The 15,718-nt window shown below is 72.9% G+C and carries 11 protein-coding genes; 9 read left to right on the forward strand and 2 right to left on the reverse strand.

Annotated features, from left to right (window positions below):
* Window positions 1-2,700 (reverse strand): ATP-binding protein (locus ETD83_RS30290; protein WP_138648628.1); only part of this gene is annotated, 2,700 nt, incomplete at its 3' end.
* 357 nt (window positions 2,701-3,057) lie between these two features.
* Between ETD83_RS30290 and ETD83_RS30295 the strand changes: the two genes are divergently transcribed.
* The 3 genes from ETD83_RS30295 (at window position 3,058) to ETD83_RS30305 (ending at window position 6,562) form a co-directional block, all read left to right on the forward strand.
* The gene (locus tag ETD83_RS30295) at window positions 3,058-3,438 is read left to right on the forward strand and encodes a hypothetical protein (protein ID WP_138648629.1); all 381 of its coding nucleotides are present in this window, start codon (window positions 3,058-3,060) and stop codon (window positions 3,436-3,438) included.
* 413 nt (window positions 3,439-3,851) lie between these two features.
* On the forward strand, window positions 3,852-5,873 hold the full coding sequence (locus ETD83_RS30300) for an ATP-binding protein (RefSeq protein ID WP_138648630.1): 2,022 nt from the start codon (window positions 3,852-3,854) through the stop codon (window positions 5,871-5,873).
* Window positions 5,870-6,562, forward strand: coding sequence for a response regulator (locus ETD83_RS30305; RefSeq protein WP_138648631.1), 693 nt, complete (start codon window positions 5,870-5,872; stop codon window positions 6,560-6,562). Before ETD83_RS30300 ends, ETD83_RS30305 begins: the two co-directional genes overlap by 4 nt.
* On the opposite strand, the gene ETD83_RS30310 is transcribed toward ETD83_RS30305, so the two are convergent.
* Window positions 6,550-7,452 carry an AfsR/SARP family transcriptional regulator gene (locus ETD83_RS30310; RefSeq protein ID WP_138648632.1) on the reverse strand — a complete coding sequence of 301 codons (903 nt, stop codon included), beginning with the start codon at window positions 7,450-7,452 and terminating at the stop codon, window positions 6,550-6,552. The two genes, ETD83_RS30305 and ETD83_RS30310, sit on opposite strands and share 13 nt — an antisense overlap.
* 294 nt (window positions 7,453-7,746) lie before the next feature.
* Here ETD83_RS30310 and ETD83_RS30315 point away from each other — a divergent pair, with 294 nt between their 5' ends.
* From ETD83_RS30315 to ETD83_RS30340, 6 genes are all read left to right on the forward strand, one after another.
* A complete protein-coding gene (locus tag ETD83_RS30315; RefSeq protein ID WP_138648633.1) occupies window positions 7,747-8,868 on the forward strand; it encodes a DegT/DnrJ/EryC1/StrS family aminotransferase in 1,122 nt (373 codons plus the stop codon).
* Window positions 8,865-9,908, forward strand: a complete 1,044-nt coding sequence (locus tag ETD83_RS30320; protein ID WP_138648634.1) for a Gfo/Idh/MocA family protein — start codon at window positions 8,865-8,867, stop codon at window positions 9,906-9,908. The genes ETD83_RS30315 and ETD83_RS30320 overlap by 4 nt, the downstream gene beginning before the upstream one ends.
* Window positions 9,898-11,526: a glycosyltransferase family 2 protein gene (locus ETD83_RS30325; protein WP_138648635.1), complete on the forward strand. Its 1,629-nt coding sequence runs from the start codon at window positions 9,898-9,900 to the stop codon at window positions 11,524-11,526. The genes ETD83_RS30320 and ETD83_RS30325 overlap by 11 nt, the downstream gene beginning before the upstream one ends.
* A 3-nt stretch (window positions 11,527-11,529) precedes the next feature.
* Entirely contained in the window at window positions 11,530-12,840 is a 1,311-nt protein-coding gene (locus ETD83_RS30330) for a nucleotide sugar dehydrogenase (protein ID WP_138648636.1), read from the forward strand.
* 82 nt (window positions 12,841-12,922) lie between these two features.
* Window positions 12,923-14,503 carry a glycosyltransferase family 4 protein gene (locus tag ETD83_RS30335; RefSeq protein WP_205717969.1) on the forward strand — a complete coding sequence of 527 codons (1,581 nt, stop codon included), beginning with the start codon at window positions 12,923-12,925 and terminating at the stop codon, window positions 14,501-14,503.
* Window positions 14,504-14,514: 11 nt separating this feature from the next.
* Window positions 14,515-15,718: glycosyltransferase (locus tag ETD83_RS30340; RefSeq protein WP_205717970.1), on the forward strand; the 1,204-nt coding region annotated here is incomplete at its 3' end.

Consider the following 15,718-nt stretch of genomic DNA (forward strand, 5'->3'; position numbering starts at 1 on the left):
GCCGGAGGGGGCGGGGACGCCGAGGCGGCGCAGTTCCTGGACGGCCCGCCGGTAGAGGAGGTGGGCGCCGCACTCGGCGAGTGTCTCGGCGGCCGCCTCGAGCGATTCCCGTGCGGGTTCGACGTCCTCCGCGCGGGCGGCGGCGGTGCCGGCGGTGAGCAGCGCCCGGCCGGCGTCGAGCCGCATCTCCGCCTCGGTCAGCGCGGCGGCCGCCTCGCGTGCCTTCGCGGCGGCGGCGAGGGGGTCGGCGTTCTCCAGGGAGCGCGCCCGCGTCAGGGCGGCGAGCCCGACCGTGCCCGGCAGGGCGGGGTGGGCTTGCGCCTCGGCCTGGTCGGCCCAGCGTGCCGCCTCTGCGCGGAGGCCGTCCGCCGCGTTCAGTGCCGCGAGCGGCTCGGCGCAGCGCAGGAGTGTGTTCGGGTCGAGAGCGGAGAGAGCCGGGGGATCGCAGGCGGCGCGGAGCAGCTCACGACCTTCGTCCGGCCGGTCGGCGTCGACCAGCGCCAGGCCGTAGGCGTACTCGGCCTGCCTGCGCCACCATTCTCGGACCTCGCCAGGCGTCCGGATCGCCTCCCTGCCGATGGTGAGCGCCGCTTTGACGTCGCCCGTCCAGTGGTCGACGAGGCATTGCTCGGTGTGGGCGACGAGCATCTGCTGAGGGGAGCCCAGCAGCCGGGCGGACTCGGTGGCCTCCCTGGCGGTGCGGGCCGCGTCGTCCAGCCGGCCGAGCCCGATGTAGGAGCGTGCCTTGCCGGCGAGGGCGACGGGGATGATGAACTGCCGTCCGGTGGCCTGGGCGACGGTGACCAGCCGGTCGAACCGGCGCACCGCCTCGGCGTACCGGCACATCAGGCATTCCGTCCAGGCGAGCCAGGCCAGCGCGTCCAGGCAGTCGATGAGATGCTCGTCCGGAGTGGCGGCCAGGGCCTCGTCGGCGGTCCGCACTCCGGCGAGGGCCACGTCGGCGGAGCCGCGCACATAGTCGACCATCGGCCGGAACGCCAGCCGGGAGAAGGCGAGGCTCGGGTCCCAGCCGCTCCGGGGCTCGGGGATCAGCTCGATCGCGTCCAGCGCCGCCCTGTGGTCGAGCTTCATGAGGGTGTCGTTGACGAGCCGTATCCTCAGCCGGACGGCCGCCTCGGACCGCTGATCGGGGATGGCGGCCAGCTCGCTGACGAGCAGGGCGTGGCTCTGGTGGACACTGCCCAGCAGCCGTTGCGTGATGGAGCAGAACCGGGCGGCGACCGAACGGCGGGCGTAGTCGTCGGCGGGCAGCAGCCGGAGGACCTCGGTGGCGGTCTCCCTGCCCTCCTCCAGGCATCCGCTGACGGCCTGGGCCTCGGCCATCTCGAGCATGAGCGTCAGCCGTCCGGCCGCGTCGTACGGCATGAGCCGCAGCGCGGACGCGAACCACCGGGCCGCCGTGTGCGGGGCGTGCGGGGCCACCTCGCGGGCGGCCTCGACGAGGATGCCGATGGCGGCGTCGTCGCCGGGGCTCGCCGAACGGTCGACGTGGTGGGCGAGCTGGGCGGCGGGAACGCCGAGACCGGCGAGATGCGCGGCGACGCGGGCATGGGCCGCGAGCCGCCGGCCGGGCGGAGCGGAGCCGTAGACGACGTGGCGGATCAGCGGGTGCCGGAACCGGAACCGGACGCCCCCGGCGGCCGGGCGGACGACGTCGCGGGCCGCGAGCCGGTCGAGTGCGGTGAGGGTCTCCTCCTCGGTGGTCCCGGCGGCGACGGCGACGAGCGCGGGGTCGAACTCGTCGGCGACGATCGCGGCCGCCTGCGCGACCAGCGACAGCGCGTCCGAGAGCCCGTTCAGCTCCGCCTGGATCGTGGTCTGGACGTCATGAGGCAGTTCGTCGGGTTCGCCGGCCGATGCCGTCCGGACCAGCGCGTCCAGGTAGAAGGGGTTGCCGCCGCTGGCCTCGTGCAGGGCCTCGCAGCGGGTGCGGCCGACGTCCGGCCCCAGGAACTCGGCCACCTCGTCAAGGGTGAGCGGGGTGACGGTCAGGCTCGGACCGTGCTCGGCGGCGGTGAGGAGCGGGGCCGCCAGCGCGCCGCCGACCTGGTCGGGACGGAACGCGACGGCGATGAGCACCCCGGCGCGCGGAGGGCGGCGGACGAGATGGTTCAGCAGCTCCACGGAGGAGTCGTCGGCCCAGTGCAGGTCGTCGAGGACGAGGACGAGACCGTCCGGAACGGCCAGCCGCTCGATGAGATCGCGGACGGCGCTGTAGAGCCGGTAGCGCACGAGCCCGGCCGGCCTGTCGCTCTCCGCCGCGGAGTCGTCGCCTGGCTCGCCTGCGGAGGTCTCGCCGGGGTGGCCTGCGGGCGCGTCCGGCATCGCCGGGAACACCATCGCCAGCTGCCGTGCGGCGGTGGGACCGAGCCCGGAGACCAGCGCGGGAAGACTCTCCTTGACCGCGTCGTCCAGGGCGTCGATGAACGCCCCGAAGGGCAGCTCCTGCTCGTACTCGGAGGCCCCGCCCGCCAGTACCGGCAGCCCCCGGGCCTCGGCCGCCGCGGCGAGCTCGCTCAGCAGCCTGGTCTTTCCCAGCCCCGGCTTCCCGGCCAGCGTGAGGACGTGAAACGCGCCGCCGGCGGTGCCGTCCAATACCGCGCTCATGGTTCGGAGGACGTCCTGGCGCCCCACTAAGGGATGTCGTGGATGGGCCGATTCCCAGCACGGCTTCCCCATGTGTGAACCTCTCTGTTCCGGTGAGATCGGCTCGTCCTGGCCTGGCAAGGAAATAGGTTTACATTATATGTTACTCGGCTTATAGGGGCATGTCAGTGCTTCGCAGGATGTCTCATGCGGCGCGGCGGGCCAACGACGGGTCACGGTCGGCGACAGGCCGAAATCGGCCAATCCGATGACCGCGTGTCCCTGGCGGTTGACGTGGTCGTGTCCGGTTGAAGAGACGGCGCGAAGATGGACCGTGCCCAACCTCGCGACGGACGAGAGACGCCCCGGAGACCGCGTGCCGTTTGGCTCTCCCCAATGGTCCAGATCGGGCTTTGACGGCCGAATCGCCGTCGACGGAAAGGGGAACCCATGAGCAAGAGAACTCTCGCCGCCCGTACGGCCGCGGTGGCGCTGGCGGCCGCGCTCGGTCTCGGTGTTGCAGGTCCCGCGGCCTCCGCCGCCACGGCGCAGAGCGCTCGCACCCCCGCCGCCGTCCAGCAGGCCGAACCCTGGTCGGCCGAACTTCAGCAGGCCATCGCGGCGGGAAAGGTCCCCGCGTGGCTCAAGCGGGTGATCACGGAGCTCAGGAAGTCCGCCGGCACCTTCATGGCGTTGCGGAAAGCGGCCAGGAAGGGCTACCCGACGTTCAAGGTGATCTGGAACGCGCGAGTGCCCAAGTCCATTCGCAAGCTCGTCGGTTCGGACATGAAGCTGCGCTCGGTGTACGGCTACTTCCGAACCCTTCGCTGACCGGATTTCCGCGAGGTCCGGCCTGACGAGAGTTTTTCACCCGCCGTCCGTGCCGGGCGGGGTTTTCCTTCCGGGACGTCCCGTCCGGCGCGTCTCCACCCTGGGGTGGACACCTCCGCCCTCTCCGGATCGAGCCCGTCTCCGTTCCACCGGAGGAAGCGATCGCCGCTGATGAATGGTCGACTTCACTATGACAGGCGCTGCCCGGGACCGGACGCGGAGGGCGCACGACCATGCCACCTCGGGTCTCTGGCATTGACTTCCATGGTGATCGGCACTTTCCGGTGGGCGACCCATTGCGGCCACCGATATCGGAGACCGGTCATTGACATCATCGAGTTGATCAAGAATAGGGTTGCGAAGTGCTCTCGTTCGGCGAGTTGACACGACATCGGCCACGGGCGAATGACGTTGTGCTCCCCCTGGTCCTTCTGACGGCCCAGCTCGTCGCGGGCCCGGGCCTTGCGGCGATGCTCGACGAGTCCGTCGGGGTGCGGGAACGGGTGCTCGGGCTGGCCGCCGGTGCGGCCGCGGCGTTGGCGCTGTGCCTGCGCCGGGAGCGTCCGGCGGCGGTGCTGGGCGTCACGGTGCTGATCGTGGCCGTGACCGATCTGGCGCTCCCGTCCTCCGCCGGAGCCCCCGTGCTCTGGGCGGCCGAGTTCATGGCGCTGTACTCGCTGGCCGTGCACCGCCGGGCCCGGACCGCCGTCACCGGTGGCGCGCTGGCCGTCGCGGTCGCGGGCCTCGTCGCCGCGGTGATGGCGGCCTCGCCGCTGGAGGCGCTGGCCATCACCGCGCTGACGGCCGCCTGCTACGCGGCCGTCATCGCCTTCGGCCAGCTTCGCCGGCAGCGGGTGGGCCGGCGGCGGCGGCTCGCCGCGCGGCTGGACGCGGCCGAGCGGGAGCGGGCGCTGCTGGCCGTCGCCGAGCGGGAGCGGCTGGCCCGCGACCTGCACGATGTCGCCGGGCACCATCTCAGCGCCGTCGCCGTGCAGACGGCCGCCGCCATCCGCCTGGCCGACCGGCGGCCCGAGATGGTGGCCGAGGCCCTCGACGTCGCCGTCGGCATGGGCCGGGAGGTCCTGGCGGCGCTCAACCGCCTCGTGGACGTGGTGGCCCGGCCGTCCGAGGGCACGCCGTCCGAGGGCACGCCGTCCGAAGGCGGTCCGTCCGAAGACGGGTCGACCCGGGGGCTCCCGGACGCAGACCTGGCGGCGCTCGTCTCGCCCTTATGCGCGGGGCTGGCCCGGCTCGGCATTCCGGTGTCGGTGACCGTGTCCGGCGACTCGCGCGCGCTCCCCGGCGAGACGGTCGCCGCCGCTTACGGCGTCGTCCAGGAGTCCCTGACGAACGCGATGCGTCACGCGATGGGGGCACCGGTCACCGTCCACGTCGAGTACCGCACGGGTGCGCTCGATCTGCTCGTGTGCAACGAGAAGGGTGAGGGCTGGAACGACGGCGCGGAGCTGGGCGGAGGCCGCGGGGTCGAGGGCATGCGGAGCCGCGTGGCGGAGGCCGGCGGCACCCTGCGGGCGGGACCGGCCCGGGCCGGCGGCTGGTCGATCCATGCGATCTTCCCGGTGCCGCGCCGCCCCCGCCGCGAGTTCGGCTGGCCCGGACTGGTGGATCTGATGGCGGTGGCCCTGTGCGTCGGGCTGCCGCTGCTCGCGATCACCCCGCCGGCCCCGGTCGTGCACACCTCGCTGCTCGGGTCGGCCGTCCTGGCCGGGCTGCTGTCGGCGCACGCGCTCGCGCTGTGGTGGCGGCGGAGGGCCCCGGTGGCGGCCCTGGCCGCCGTGGCCGGTGTCGACGTCCTCTGGGCCGGGCTGACCATGGCCGACGCGCTCCCCGTGGACTGGCTGCCGGTGCTGGCGCTGTCATGGACGACCGAGGCCATCGCGGTGTACTCGCTGGCCGCCTACGGGCCGTCGGCGGTCGCGGGGCTTCTCGGCACGGCCGCCGCCGGTGCGGCGGGCGGCCTGCTCGCGGTGGCGGCGCTCGCCGCCGATCCGGCGGAGGAGCCGTTCACGGCGGTGGACGCCGTCGCCGGGCCCGTGTTCTTCGGGCTCCCCATCGCGCTCGCCGTGCTGCCCTTCTGGGCGTGGGGCGCCGTCGTCAGGTCGGGGCGGAGCCGGAGCAGGGAGTGGGAGCGGTCGATGGCGGAGGCGGTGGCGGTGCGCACCGGCCACATCGTGCGGGCCGAGCGGTACCAGGCCGCCGTCGGGCTGCGGGGCGCGGTCTTCGGCCACACCGTCCGGCTGGTGCGCGCCGGCGAGTCGGCGTTGCGCGGCGGGTCGGCGGGTGACCGGCGGGCGGCGCTGACCGTGGTGGCGGCCGAGGCGCGGGCCGCGCTGGCGGGCATGCGCGACCTGCTCGAGACGATGGAGGCGACCATGGACGCGACGCTGGACGCGGCGGCGGGAGCCCGGCCGTGACGATCCGCGTGGTCGTGGCCGACGACCAGGCCGTGGTCCGGATGGGGTTCGCCGCGATCATCGACGAGGAGCCCGATCTGACGGTCGTCGGTCAGGCGGGCGACGGGGCCGAGGTCCTGCGAACGGTCGCGGACCACCCTCCGGACGTCGTCCTCATGGACATCCGGATGCCCGGCATGGACGGGCTGGAGGCCACCCGTGAGCTGGCCGTCGCCGCGCCCGCGACCCGGGTGCTCGTGCTCACGACGTTCCGGCGCGACGAGTACGTGTTCAGCGCGCTGCGCGCCGGCGCCTCGGGCTTCCTGCTCAAGGACTGCGAACCGCAGGAACTCCTGGACGCGATCCGCGTCGTGGCGGGTGGTGAGGGGATGCTCGCCCCGGCGGTGACCCGGCAGCTCATCGACGCGTTCGTGGCGGGGTCGCTCCGTGCGCGACCCCGTCCGGACGAGCGTCTCGGGCTGCTCACCAACCGGGAGATCGAGGTGCTGCGCAGCGTCGCCCAGGGCCTCAGCAACGCCGAGATCGCCGCCTCGCTGGGCATCGGGACCGCGACGGTGAAGACCCACGTCAACGCGATCTTCGGCAAGCTCGGCCTCCGGGACCGGGTGCAGGCCACGATCTTCGCCTACGACATGGGACTCGCCAGCCCCGCGGGCGGACCTGACGCGGAAGGACGCTACGGGCGGTGACCGGACGGGCCGGGACGGGAGGGAGCGGGACTGGAGGGAGCGGGTCCAGAGGGAGCGGGACCGGACGGGCCGGGACGGCTGAGGCCGGAGACGAGCTCGCGGAGGGCCGGGCCCGGCTCCACGCCCAGCTCCCGGCGCACCACGGCGCCGTAGTCGAGATAGGCGCGGTAGGCGGCCACCGTGTCGCCGCGCCGCAGGTGGGCCTGGACGAGGACGCGCGGCGGGGCCTCGGCGAGACCGTCCACCTGGGCCCCCAGGGTGGCCAGGATGATGGCGTTCTCGGTGTCGCCGAGTTCCAGTGAGGTCGTGGCCAACCTTTCGAGGGCGAGCAGGCGGAGCCGGTCCCAGCGGCCCTGCTCGTTCAGGATCTCCTCGTCGTAGCCGTCGCGGAGCAGCTCGGTGCTCAGCAGCCGCACGATCAGCGGGTCGACGTCGTGCAGGCTCCCCGGATCGACGTGGAGGATGTGCCGGGCCAGGCTCTTGGCCGCGTGGTAGTCGACGGTGACGTCGTCGGCCAGCCGGAGCGAGTCCGCGCCGACGACGATCATGGACCGGGTCTCCGGCCGGATGCGCCAGAGCAGCTGGCGCAGCCGCTTGGCGGAGCTCACCGTGTCCAGATCGGGCCAGAGGCGCCCGGCGATGACCTGCCGCGACAGGCCGCCGCCCTCCAGCGCGAGGTGGACGATCAGCCTGCCGACCGTCTCCTCGGGGCCGACCTCCCGGCCCACCAGGGAGCAGGTGAAACGGGGGAGTAACTGGATCGTGTCCTCATCGGGATCTTGCATGGCCTGCCTCCTGCGGTCGAAGCCGTCGATCTCCAGGGCACCCGGGCCCCGCGTCCACCGCCGCGGGCGGACGCGCGGGCGCACCCGCACACCGGTGCCGGGCATGCGCCCCATTAAACGGGTGGTGTCGGACGTCCTGGACCGTCGCGTCGGCAACGGGCATGGCTCCCGTTCGGCCGTTGTGACGCCGGCTGCACGCTGTACGCGAGTTGTTTACCTTTGGCGGCCGATTGGGTGCTGACCTTCCGGGGAACGTGATCAGCGACGTCCTTGACGCCATACTATTTGGCTAGAATCCGTCTGTTAGGCGAGGCTTCCAGCCAATTGTGAGCATCCTGTCGCGCTCCGTTTCCCGTGAGGAAGCCGCCCGCTCACCGTTATGCCCTAAGGAGTCTGTGCATGCCCGTGGAATCTGATGGGCTCGTCCCCGCGGCGAGTCCCGTGATCGGGGAGGCGGAGATCGAGGCCGCGGTCCGCGTGCTGCGCAGCGGGCGGGTCGTCCAGGGGCCGGAGGTGGCCGCGTTCGAGGAGGAGTTCTCCGAGATCGTGGCGGGACGGCACTGCGTGGCGGTCAACTCGGGGACGTCGGCCCTGCATCTGAGCCTGCTCGCACTGGACATCGGCCCCGGCGACGAGGTGATCGTCCCGTCGTTCACGTTCGCGGCCACCGCGAACGTCGTCCGCCTCGTGGGCGCCGAGCCGGTCTTCGTCGACATCGACCCGCGCTCGTTCTGCGTGGACCCGGACGCCGTCGCCGCCGCGATCGGCCCGCGCACCGCCGCGATCATGCCGGTGCACCTGTACGGGCACCCGGCGGCCATGGACCGCATCGGCCCGCTGGCGGAGCGGCACGGGCTCGCGATCGTCGAGGACGCCGCCCAGGCCCACGCCGCGTCCGTCGGCGGGACCCCGGCCGGCGCGCTGGGCACGGTCGGCTGCTTCAGCTTCTACCCGACCAAGAACATGCACGCCCTGGAGGGCGGCATGATCACCACCGCGGACGCGGAGACGGCGCGGACCCTGCGGCTGCTGCGCAACCAGGGCATGGAGCAGCGGTACGCCAACGAGATCGTCGGCGCGAACGTGCGGCTCACGGACGTCGCCGCGGCCATCGGGCGCGAGCAGCTCAAGCGGCTGGCCGAGTGGACGGAGCGGCGCCGCGCGAACGCCGCGTTCCTCGACGCGAAGATCACCGCCGCGGTCACGCCGCCGGTCGCGGAGGGCGCGAAGCACGTCTACCACCAGTACACGGTCCGGGTGCGCGGGGACCGGGACGCCGTCCAGCGGCACCTGGACGAGCGGAAGATCGGCAACGCCGTCTACTACCCGACGCCCGTCCACCGGCTCAGGCCGTTCCTGAAGGACGGGAGTCCCGACCCGCGCTGGGACCTGCCCGAGACGGAACGCGCGGCACGCGAGGTGCTGTCGCTGCCGGTGCATCCCAAGCTCGGCGAAGACGACCTGGCCCGCGTGGCCGACGCCGTCAACGAGGCCGGAAACGAAGCCGGGAGCGCGTCGTGACCGCGCCGCTGCGCGCGGGCCTGATCGGGCTCGGCGTGATGGGGCGCAACCACGCGCGCGTCCTGGCCGGCCTGGACGGCGTCGACCTCGTCGGCGTCGTCGACCCGGCGGGACAGCCGGACGGCGCCCCGCACGGGGTCCCGCTGCTGGCGTCCCTCGCGGACCTCCTCGACCTCGGCATCGACTACGCGGTGGTGGCGTGCCCGACCGCGCTGCACGAGGAGATCGGGCTGGCGCTGGCGGACGCCGGCGTCGGCGCGCTGATCGAGAAGCCGCTCGCGGAGTCGGTGGAGGCGGCGGAGCGGCTGGTGAAGTCGTTCGAGTCGCGCGGCCTGGTCGCCGGGGTCGGGCACATCGAGCGCTACAACCCGGCGCTGCAGAGCATGCGGGCGCGGCTGGAGGCGGGCGAGCTCGGTGACGTGTTCCAGGTCGTCACGCGACGCCAGGGACCGTTCCCGCACCGCATCGCCGACGTCGGCGTCGTCAAGGACCTCGCCACCCACGACATCGACCTCACCGCGTGGGTCACCGGCCAGGACTACGTGTCGGTGTGCGCGCACACGGTGGCGCGCAGCGGCCGCCCGCACGAGGACATGGTCGCCGCCGTCGGGCGGCTGACCGACGGCAGCATGGTCAACCACCTGGTGAACTGGCTGAGCCCGCTCAAGGAGCGCACGACGGTCGTCACCGGTGAGCGCGGCTGCTTCGTCGCCGACACCCTCACCGCCGACCTGACGTTCTACGCGAACGGGGAGCTGAGCACCGAATGGGAGGCGCTGCGGGCGTTCCGCGGCGTCTCCGAGGGCGACATGATCCGGTACGCGATCCCGAAGCGGGAGCCGCTGCTGGTGGAGCACGAACGGTTCCGCGACGCCGTCGTCGCGGGCAGCGCGGGCAGCGCGGGCAGCGCGGTCGGCGGGGACATCGTGACCCTGCGGCAGGGCCTGCGGACGGTCGAGGTCTCCGCGGCCGTCCTGGAGTCGGCGAGACTCGGCGAGACGGTCTCGCTCCCGGCCTCGGGGGTGCTGGGTGCCGTCTGACGGGGGCGGCGGCGGGAACACCGTCGACGTCACGGTCGTCGTCGCCGTCTACAACACGATGCCCTACCTCACCGGCTGCCTGAACTCGCTGGTGACGCAGAGCATCGGCGCGGGCCGCATGGAGGTCATCGCGGTCGACGACGGCTCCACCGACGGCAGCGGCGCCGAGCTGGACCGGTTCGCCGCGGCACACCCGGACATCGTGACGGTGCTGCGCCAGCCGAACTCGGGCGGCCCCGGCGCGCCCAGCAACCGCGCCCTGGACGTCGCCAAAGGCCGCTTCGTCTACTTCGTCGGCGCCGACGACCACCTCGGCCGCGAGGCGCTGGAGCGGATGGTCGAGGCGGCCGACGCATGGGGCTCGGACGTCCTCGTCGGCAGGATGAAGGGCGTCAACGGGCGCGAGGTCAGGCAGGACCTGTTCGCCGGGAACCGCGCCGACGTCGACCTGTTCGACTCGCCGCTCCCGTGGCTGCTGTCCAACTGCAAGCTGTTCCGCCGCGATCTGGTGGAGCGGCACAAGCTCCGCTTCCCCGAGGACATGCCGATCGGCAGCGACCAGCCGTTCACCATCGAGGCGTGCGTGCGCGCCGAGCGGATCTCCGTGCTGGCCGACTACACCTGCTACTACGCGATGCTCCGCGACGACGGCGGCAACATCACGCAGGGCTCCGTCGAGGTCTACACCCGGCTGGAGTGCGCCGAGCGGCTCTTCGAGTTCGTCGCCGGGCTGCTGGAGCCGGGCCCCGGACGGGACGCGATCGTCCACCGGCACACCAAGTGGGAGCTGACGAAGCCGATCCGCGAGGGCCTCCTCGACCTGGACGACGACGCCCGCCGCGACGTGTGCGCACGCGTCGGCGCCATCGTCGACCGGCACGTTCCCGACGACGTCCTGGCCCTGCTGCCCGTCAAGCGGCGGGTGCGGCTCCGCCTGGCGCAGCGCGGCGACGCCGACCGCCTCTGCGAGGCCATCAGGGCCGACGTGTCGGAGAAGACCTACGCCGTCACGCTCAAGGACGGCCGCGCCTACCTCGCCTACGAGGGCTTCGAGGACGCCGAGTCCGGCCTGCCCGACGACCTGTACGAGATCACCAAAGGGCTGCGCAGGCGGCTCGCCGACGAGGTGCGGGCGGTCGGCGCCCGGCGCACCGGCGACCTTCTGGAGATCACCGTCCGGACTCCGATCAACGGCTCCGACGCCGGTGACCCGGAGTCCGTCCACCTCGCGTTCGCCGTCCGCGGCCGGGACGGGCGCGTCCGCCTGGACGAGGCGCCCGGCGCGCGGCTCGACCTCGCCCCCGCCGAGGACGGCCTCACCCTGACCGTGCGGATGCCGACATCGGTGCTGTTCGCGTCCGGCTCGGCCAAACGCACGTTAAGGCTCATCGTCCGCGCGTCCGGGGAGACGCACGACGTCGCAGTCCCGGCCCTTCTGTCCGAACCGTGCAAATCACTCGTCTGGCATCGGATCAGGCCCTACCGTCTCTCGGTACGCGGCGACGGGCGCGGCACCACGGCGATCGAGACCCGCCCGTCCTTTCCGGCCCGCGCCATCGTCAGGCGGCTCCGGCGCGCCCTGCCCGCCGGAGCCGCGAAGTCCCTTGGAGGTAAGTAGCACATGCGGATCTGCGTGGTCGCGCTCGGCAAGATCGGTCTCCCGCTCGCGGTGCAGTTCGCCCGCAAGGGCCACCGGGTCACCGGCGCCGACGTGGACGAACGCGTCGTCACCGAGGTCAACGCCGGCCGCGAGCCGTTCCCCGGCGAGGCGGACCTCGGCGTCCACCTCGCCGAGGCGGTGCGGGCCGGGCTGCTGACGGCGACGACCGACACGGCGGCGGCCGTCGCCGAGTCCGACGCGGTCGTCGTGGTCGTCCCGCTGTTCGTGGACGAGGCGGGCACGCCCGACTTCGGCTGGATGGACGCGGCGACCCGGTCGATCGCGGCGGGCCTGCGCCCGGGGACGCTGGTCAGCTACGAGACGACGCTGCCGGTCGGCACCACCCGGGACCGCTGGGCGCCGATGCTGGCGGAGGGGTCGGGACTGACCGCCGGAACCGACTTCCACCTGGTGTTCAGCCCGGAGCGGGTCCTGACGGGCCGCGTGTTCGCCGACCTGCGCCGCTACCCGAAGCTCGTCGGCGGCGTCGACGAGGCGTCCGCCCGGCACGGCGTGGAGTTCTACGAGCAGGTCCTCGACTTCGACGAGCGGCCCGACCTCGACCGTCCGAACGGCGTGTGGGACCTCGGCTCCGCCGAGGCCGCCGAGCTGGCCAAGCTCGCCGAGACGACCTACCGGGACGTCAACATCGGCCTCGCCAACCAGTTCGCCCGCTACGCCGACACCGTCGGGGTGGACGTCACCAAGGTGATCGAGGCGTGCAACACGCAGCCGTTCAGCCACATCCACCGGCCGGGCATCGCGGTCGGCGGCCACTGCATCCCCGTATATCCGCGGATGTACCTGTGGAACGACCCGGAGGCGACCGTCGTCCGCGCGGCCCGCGACGCCAACGTGGCGATGCCCGAATACGCCGTGGGCCTCCTCGCGGACGCGTACGGTGACCTCACCGGCGCCGGGGTCCTGGTGCTGGGCGCCGCGTACCGGGGCGGGGTCAAGGAGACGGCGTTCTCCGGCGTCTTCCCGACCGTGGCGGCGCTGCGAAGGCGCGGCGCCGTCCCGTACGTGTCCGACCCGATGTACACGGCCGGGGAACTGGAGGCCCTCGGCCTGCCGCCGCACGGCGGCGAGCCGGTGACCGCCGCGATCGTCCAGGCCGACCACGCCGCCTACCGCGAGCTCGGCGCGGACGACCTGCCCGGCGTCAAGGCCCTGGTCGACGGCCGCCGCGTCACCGACCCGTCCCGCTGGACGGGCGTCCAGCGCGTGGTCATCGGCGCCCCGGACCAGAGCTCCCGAACGAACCAGTGACCGTGCGCCCGCCCGCCGCCGCACTCCGGATCGCCGGAGATCCGGATGCCGGGTGCCCCGGCTGACCGAAACGGAGAAGACATTGCAGACAGAGGACGAGGTCGGCGGCGCGGGGTCGCGCGGCCGGGTGGTCATGCTCGTCGACAACACCGTCGAGAGGGACTCCCGGGTGCAGAAGGCGGCCATGTCCGCCGCGGCCGCGGGCTGGGAGGTCCACCTCATCGGCTTCCACCGGGGCCGGAAGAAGAAGCGCTGGACGCTGGGCGGCGCCAACGTGATGCTCGTGCCGCTGCACGAGGTCCTGAGCAAGCCGAGGTACCGTCCGGTGCGGTCCATGATCCGCCGGCCGCTGGCGTACGGGCACCCGGACGTCGCGACGTACCGGCGCCGGCTCGTCATGTCCCGCCGCGCCGAGCTGGCCGCGGCCCGGCTCGAACCGGGGACCAAGGGGCCGGTGCGCAAGACCTGGCTCCTCGGGCGACGGGTCGTGACGAAGGTCCAGCAGCGCTGGATCGGGCTGCGGGTCCACCAGACCGACTCGCTCACCGCCGCGCGCAACAGCCAGCAGTCGCCGCTGGAGAAGCTCATGGTCGCGGTCTGGCTCAAGCTCCTCGGCGACCGGGCCTGGCGCGTCCTCGACCGCGGCATGTGGGACTGGGAGGCCGCCTACGGGAAGGTCATCGACGAGCTGGAGCCGGACATCATCCACGGCAACGACTTCCGGATGCTCGCGGTCGGCGCCCGCGCCACGCTGCGGGCGCGCGCCAAGGGCCGGCAGGTGAAGTTCGTGTGGGACGCCCACGAGTACCTTCCGGGCGTCCGCTGGAACAACCCGCCGCGCTGGCATCCCGCCATGATCGCGATGGAGCGCGAGTACGCCAAGCTGGCCGACGCCATCGTGACCGTCTCGGACCCCCTCGCGGACTGGCTCGTCGAGGAGCACGGGCTCAAGCGCAAGCCCGCCGTGGTGCTCAACGCCCCGGTCACCGACATCGAGGTGAGCGCCGACCAGCCGGTGCCCGACATGCGGGAGATGTGCGGGATCGACTCCGACACCCCCCTCGCCGTCTACAGCGGCGGCGCCACCAAGCAGCGCGGCCTGGACATCATCATCGAGACGCTGCCGCGGCTGCCGAGGCTGCACGTCGCGCTGATCGTCCCGTCGTCGCGGGCCGACTACGTGAAGGCCCTGATGAACCGCGCCACCGAGCTGGACGTCCGGGACCGGGTGACCCTGCTCCCGTTCGTCCCGTTCGACCAGGTCGTCCCGTTCCTCGCGGCGGCCGACTTCGGCATCCACCCGCTCCACCACCTGCCGAACCACGAGATCGCGCTGGCCACGAAGTTCTTCGAGTACGCGCACGCCCGGCTGCCGATCGTCGTCAGCGACGTCAAGGCGATGAGCGAGCTCGTCAACGAGACCGGGCACGGCGAGGTGTTCCGGGCCGAGGACGAGGACGACTTCGTCCGGGCCGTCACGGCGGTGATGCAGGACCTGAAGCGGTACCGCGCCGTGTACGACGAGCGGCCCGACCTGCTCCGCGAGTGGACGTGGCCGGCGCAGGCCGAGATCCTGGACGGCGTCTACACGGAGCTGATGCCGTCCTCCGCCAAGCCGTCCGCTGAGAAGCAGTCCGCTGCGAAGCCGTCCGTTCACGAGTGACCAGCCCGATGATGAACACAGCCCATGGCAGGGACGTGGCCGTCGTCACGCCCTGGTACCCGACGCCTGAGCTCAAGGCCCGGGGCGCGTTCGTGGAGGGGATGGTCAAGGCGACGGCCCCGGGCTGCGGCGATGTCACCGTGTACCACACCTACGCCTGGATCGTGGATCCGGAGGCGGAGGACGCGGCCGTCGTGGCCGACGCGCACCGGCGCCTCCTGCCGAGCGCGCTGCGTCCTGAGCCGACGGTCGCGGGCGCGCGGCTGGTGCGCGTTCCGGCGCTGACCGGGCGGCGGGTGGTTGGGCAGAGGTCGTTCGCGGACCTCGCCCGGGGCCATGCCCTGTGGCTCCGCGAAGCGCTCGGCGGCGAACCGATCCCAGCGCCGGTCGTGCACGCGCACGTGGGGCTCCGCGGCGGCTGGAGCGCGGTGGAGAACGCCAGGCCGGACGCTCGCGTGTTCGTCACCGAACACGCCTCCTTCCTCGGGCAGGTCCTCGACGAGCCCGATTCGCGGGAGATGTACGGAGAGGTGCTGGAGCGCTGCACCGGCTTCTTCGTGGTCGCGGAGAAGCTCCGGGAGCAACTGGCGGAGGCGTTTCCGGGCCACGCCCACAAGATCGAGATGATCTCGAACCCGATCTTCTTCGACACGCCGAGGCCCCGGCCGGTCACCGAGCTGCGCCGCTGGCTCTACGTGGGGGGCCTCATCGAGCACAAGGGCGTCGGCCTGCTGCTGGAGGCGTTCGCCAAATGCCATGCCGAGGACCGGGAGCTGACCTTGACGATGGTGGGCGAGGGGCGGCTCGCGAAGGAGCTGGCGGCCCGCGCCGCCGAGCTCGGGGTCGAGGACGCCGTGACCCTGACCGGCGCCCTCCAGCCGGACGAGGCCCTGCGCCGTATGCGGGAGCATGACGTACTCGTCCACCCGTCCCGCGGGGAGACCTTCGGGGTGGCGATCGTGGAGGCGGTGGCCGCGGGGCTGCCCGTGCTGGTGACCCGCTGCGGCGGGCCACAGGTCACCCTCGCCGGGGTGGAGGACGCCGCCGGCGAGATGATCGACGTGGACGACGATCCCGAGACGATCGTGGCCGGGTACCGGCGGCTGCGCGAGCGGTTCCCGGACGGTCTCGACCTGCCGGAGGCCCGCCGGGTCCTGGACGAGCGCTACGGTCACCGCAAGGTGGCGGAGGAGCACTTCCGGCACTGGTTCCCGG

Origin of the sequence: Actinomadura soli, from assembly GCF_005889715.1 — a bacterium.
Taxonomy (GTDB): domain Bacteria; phylum Actinomycetota; class Actinomycetes; order Streptosporangiales; family Streptosporangiaceae; genus Spirillospora; species Spirillospora soli.

Coding starts and splice junctions, on each gene's coding strand:
- ETD83_RS30295 (WP_138648629.1), top strand. CDS start 3,058: ATGAGCAAGAGAACTCTCGCCGCCCGTACGGCCGCGGTGGCGCTGGCG.
- ETD83_RS30310 (WP_138648632.1), bottom strand. CDS start 7,452: ATGCCCGGCACCGGTGTGCGGGTGCGCCCGCGCGTCCGCCCGCGGCGG.
- ETD83_RS30315 (WP_138648633.1), top strand. CDS start 7,747: ATGCCCGTGGAATCTGATGGGCTCGTCCCCGCGGCGAGTCCCGTGATC.
- ETD83_RS30330 (WP_138648636.1), top strand. CDS start 11,530: ATGCGGATCTGCGTGGTCGCGCTCGGCAAGATCGGTCTCCCGCTCGCG.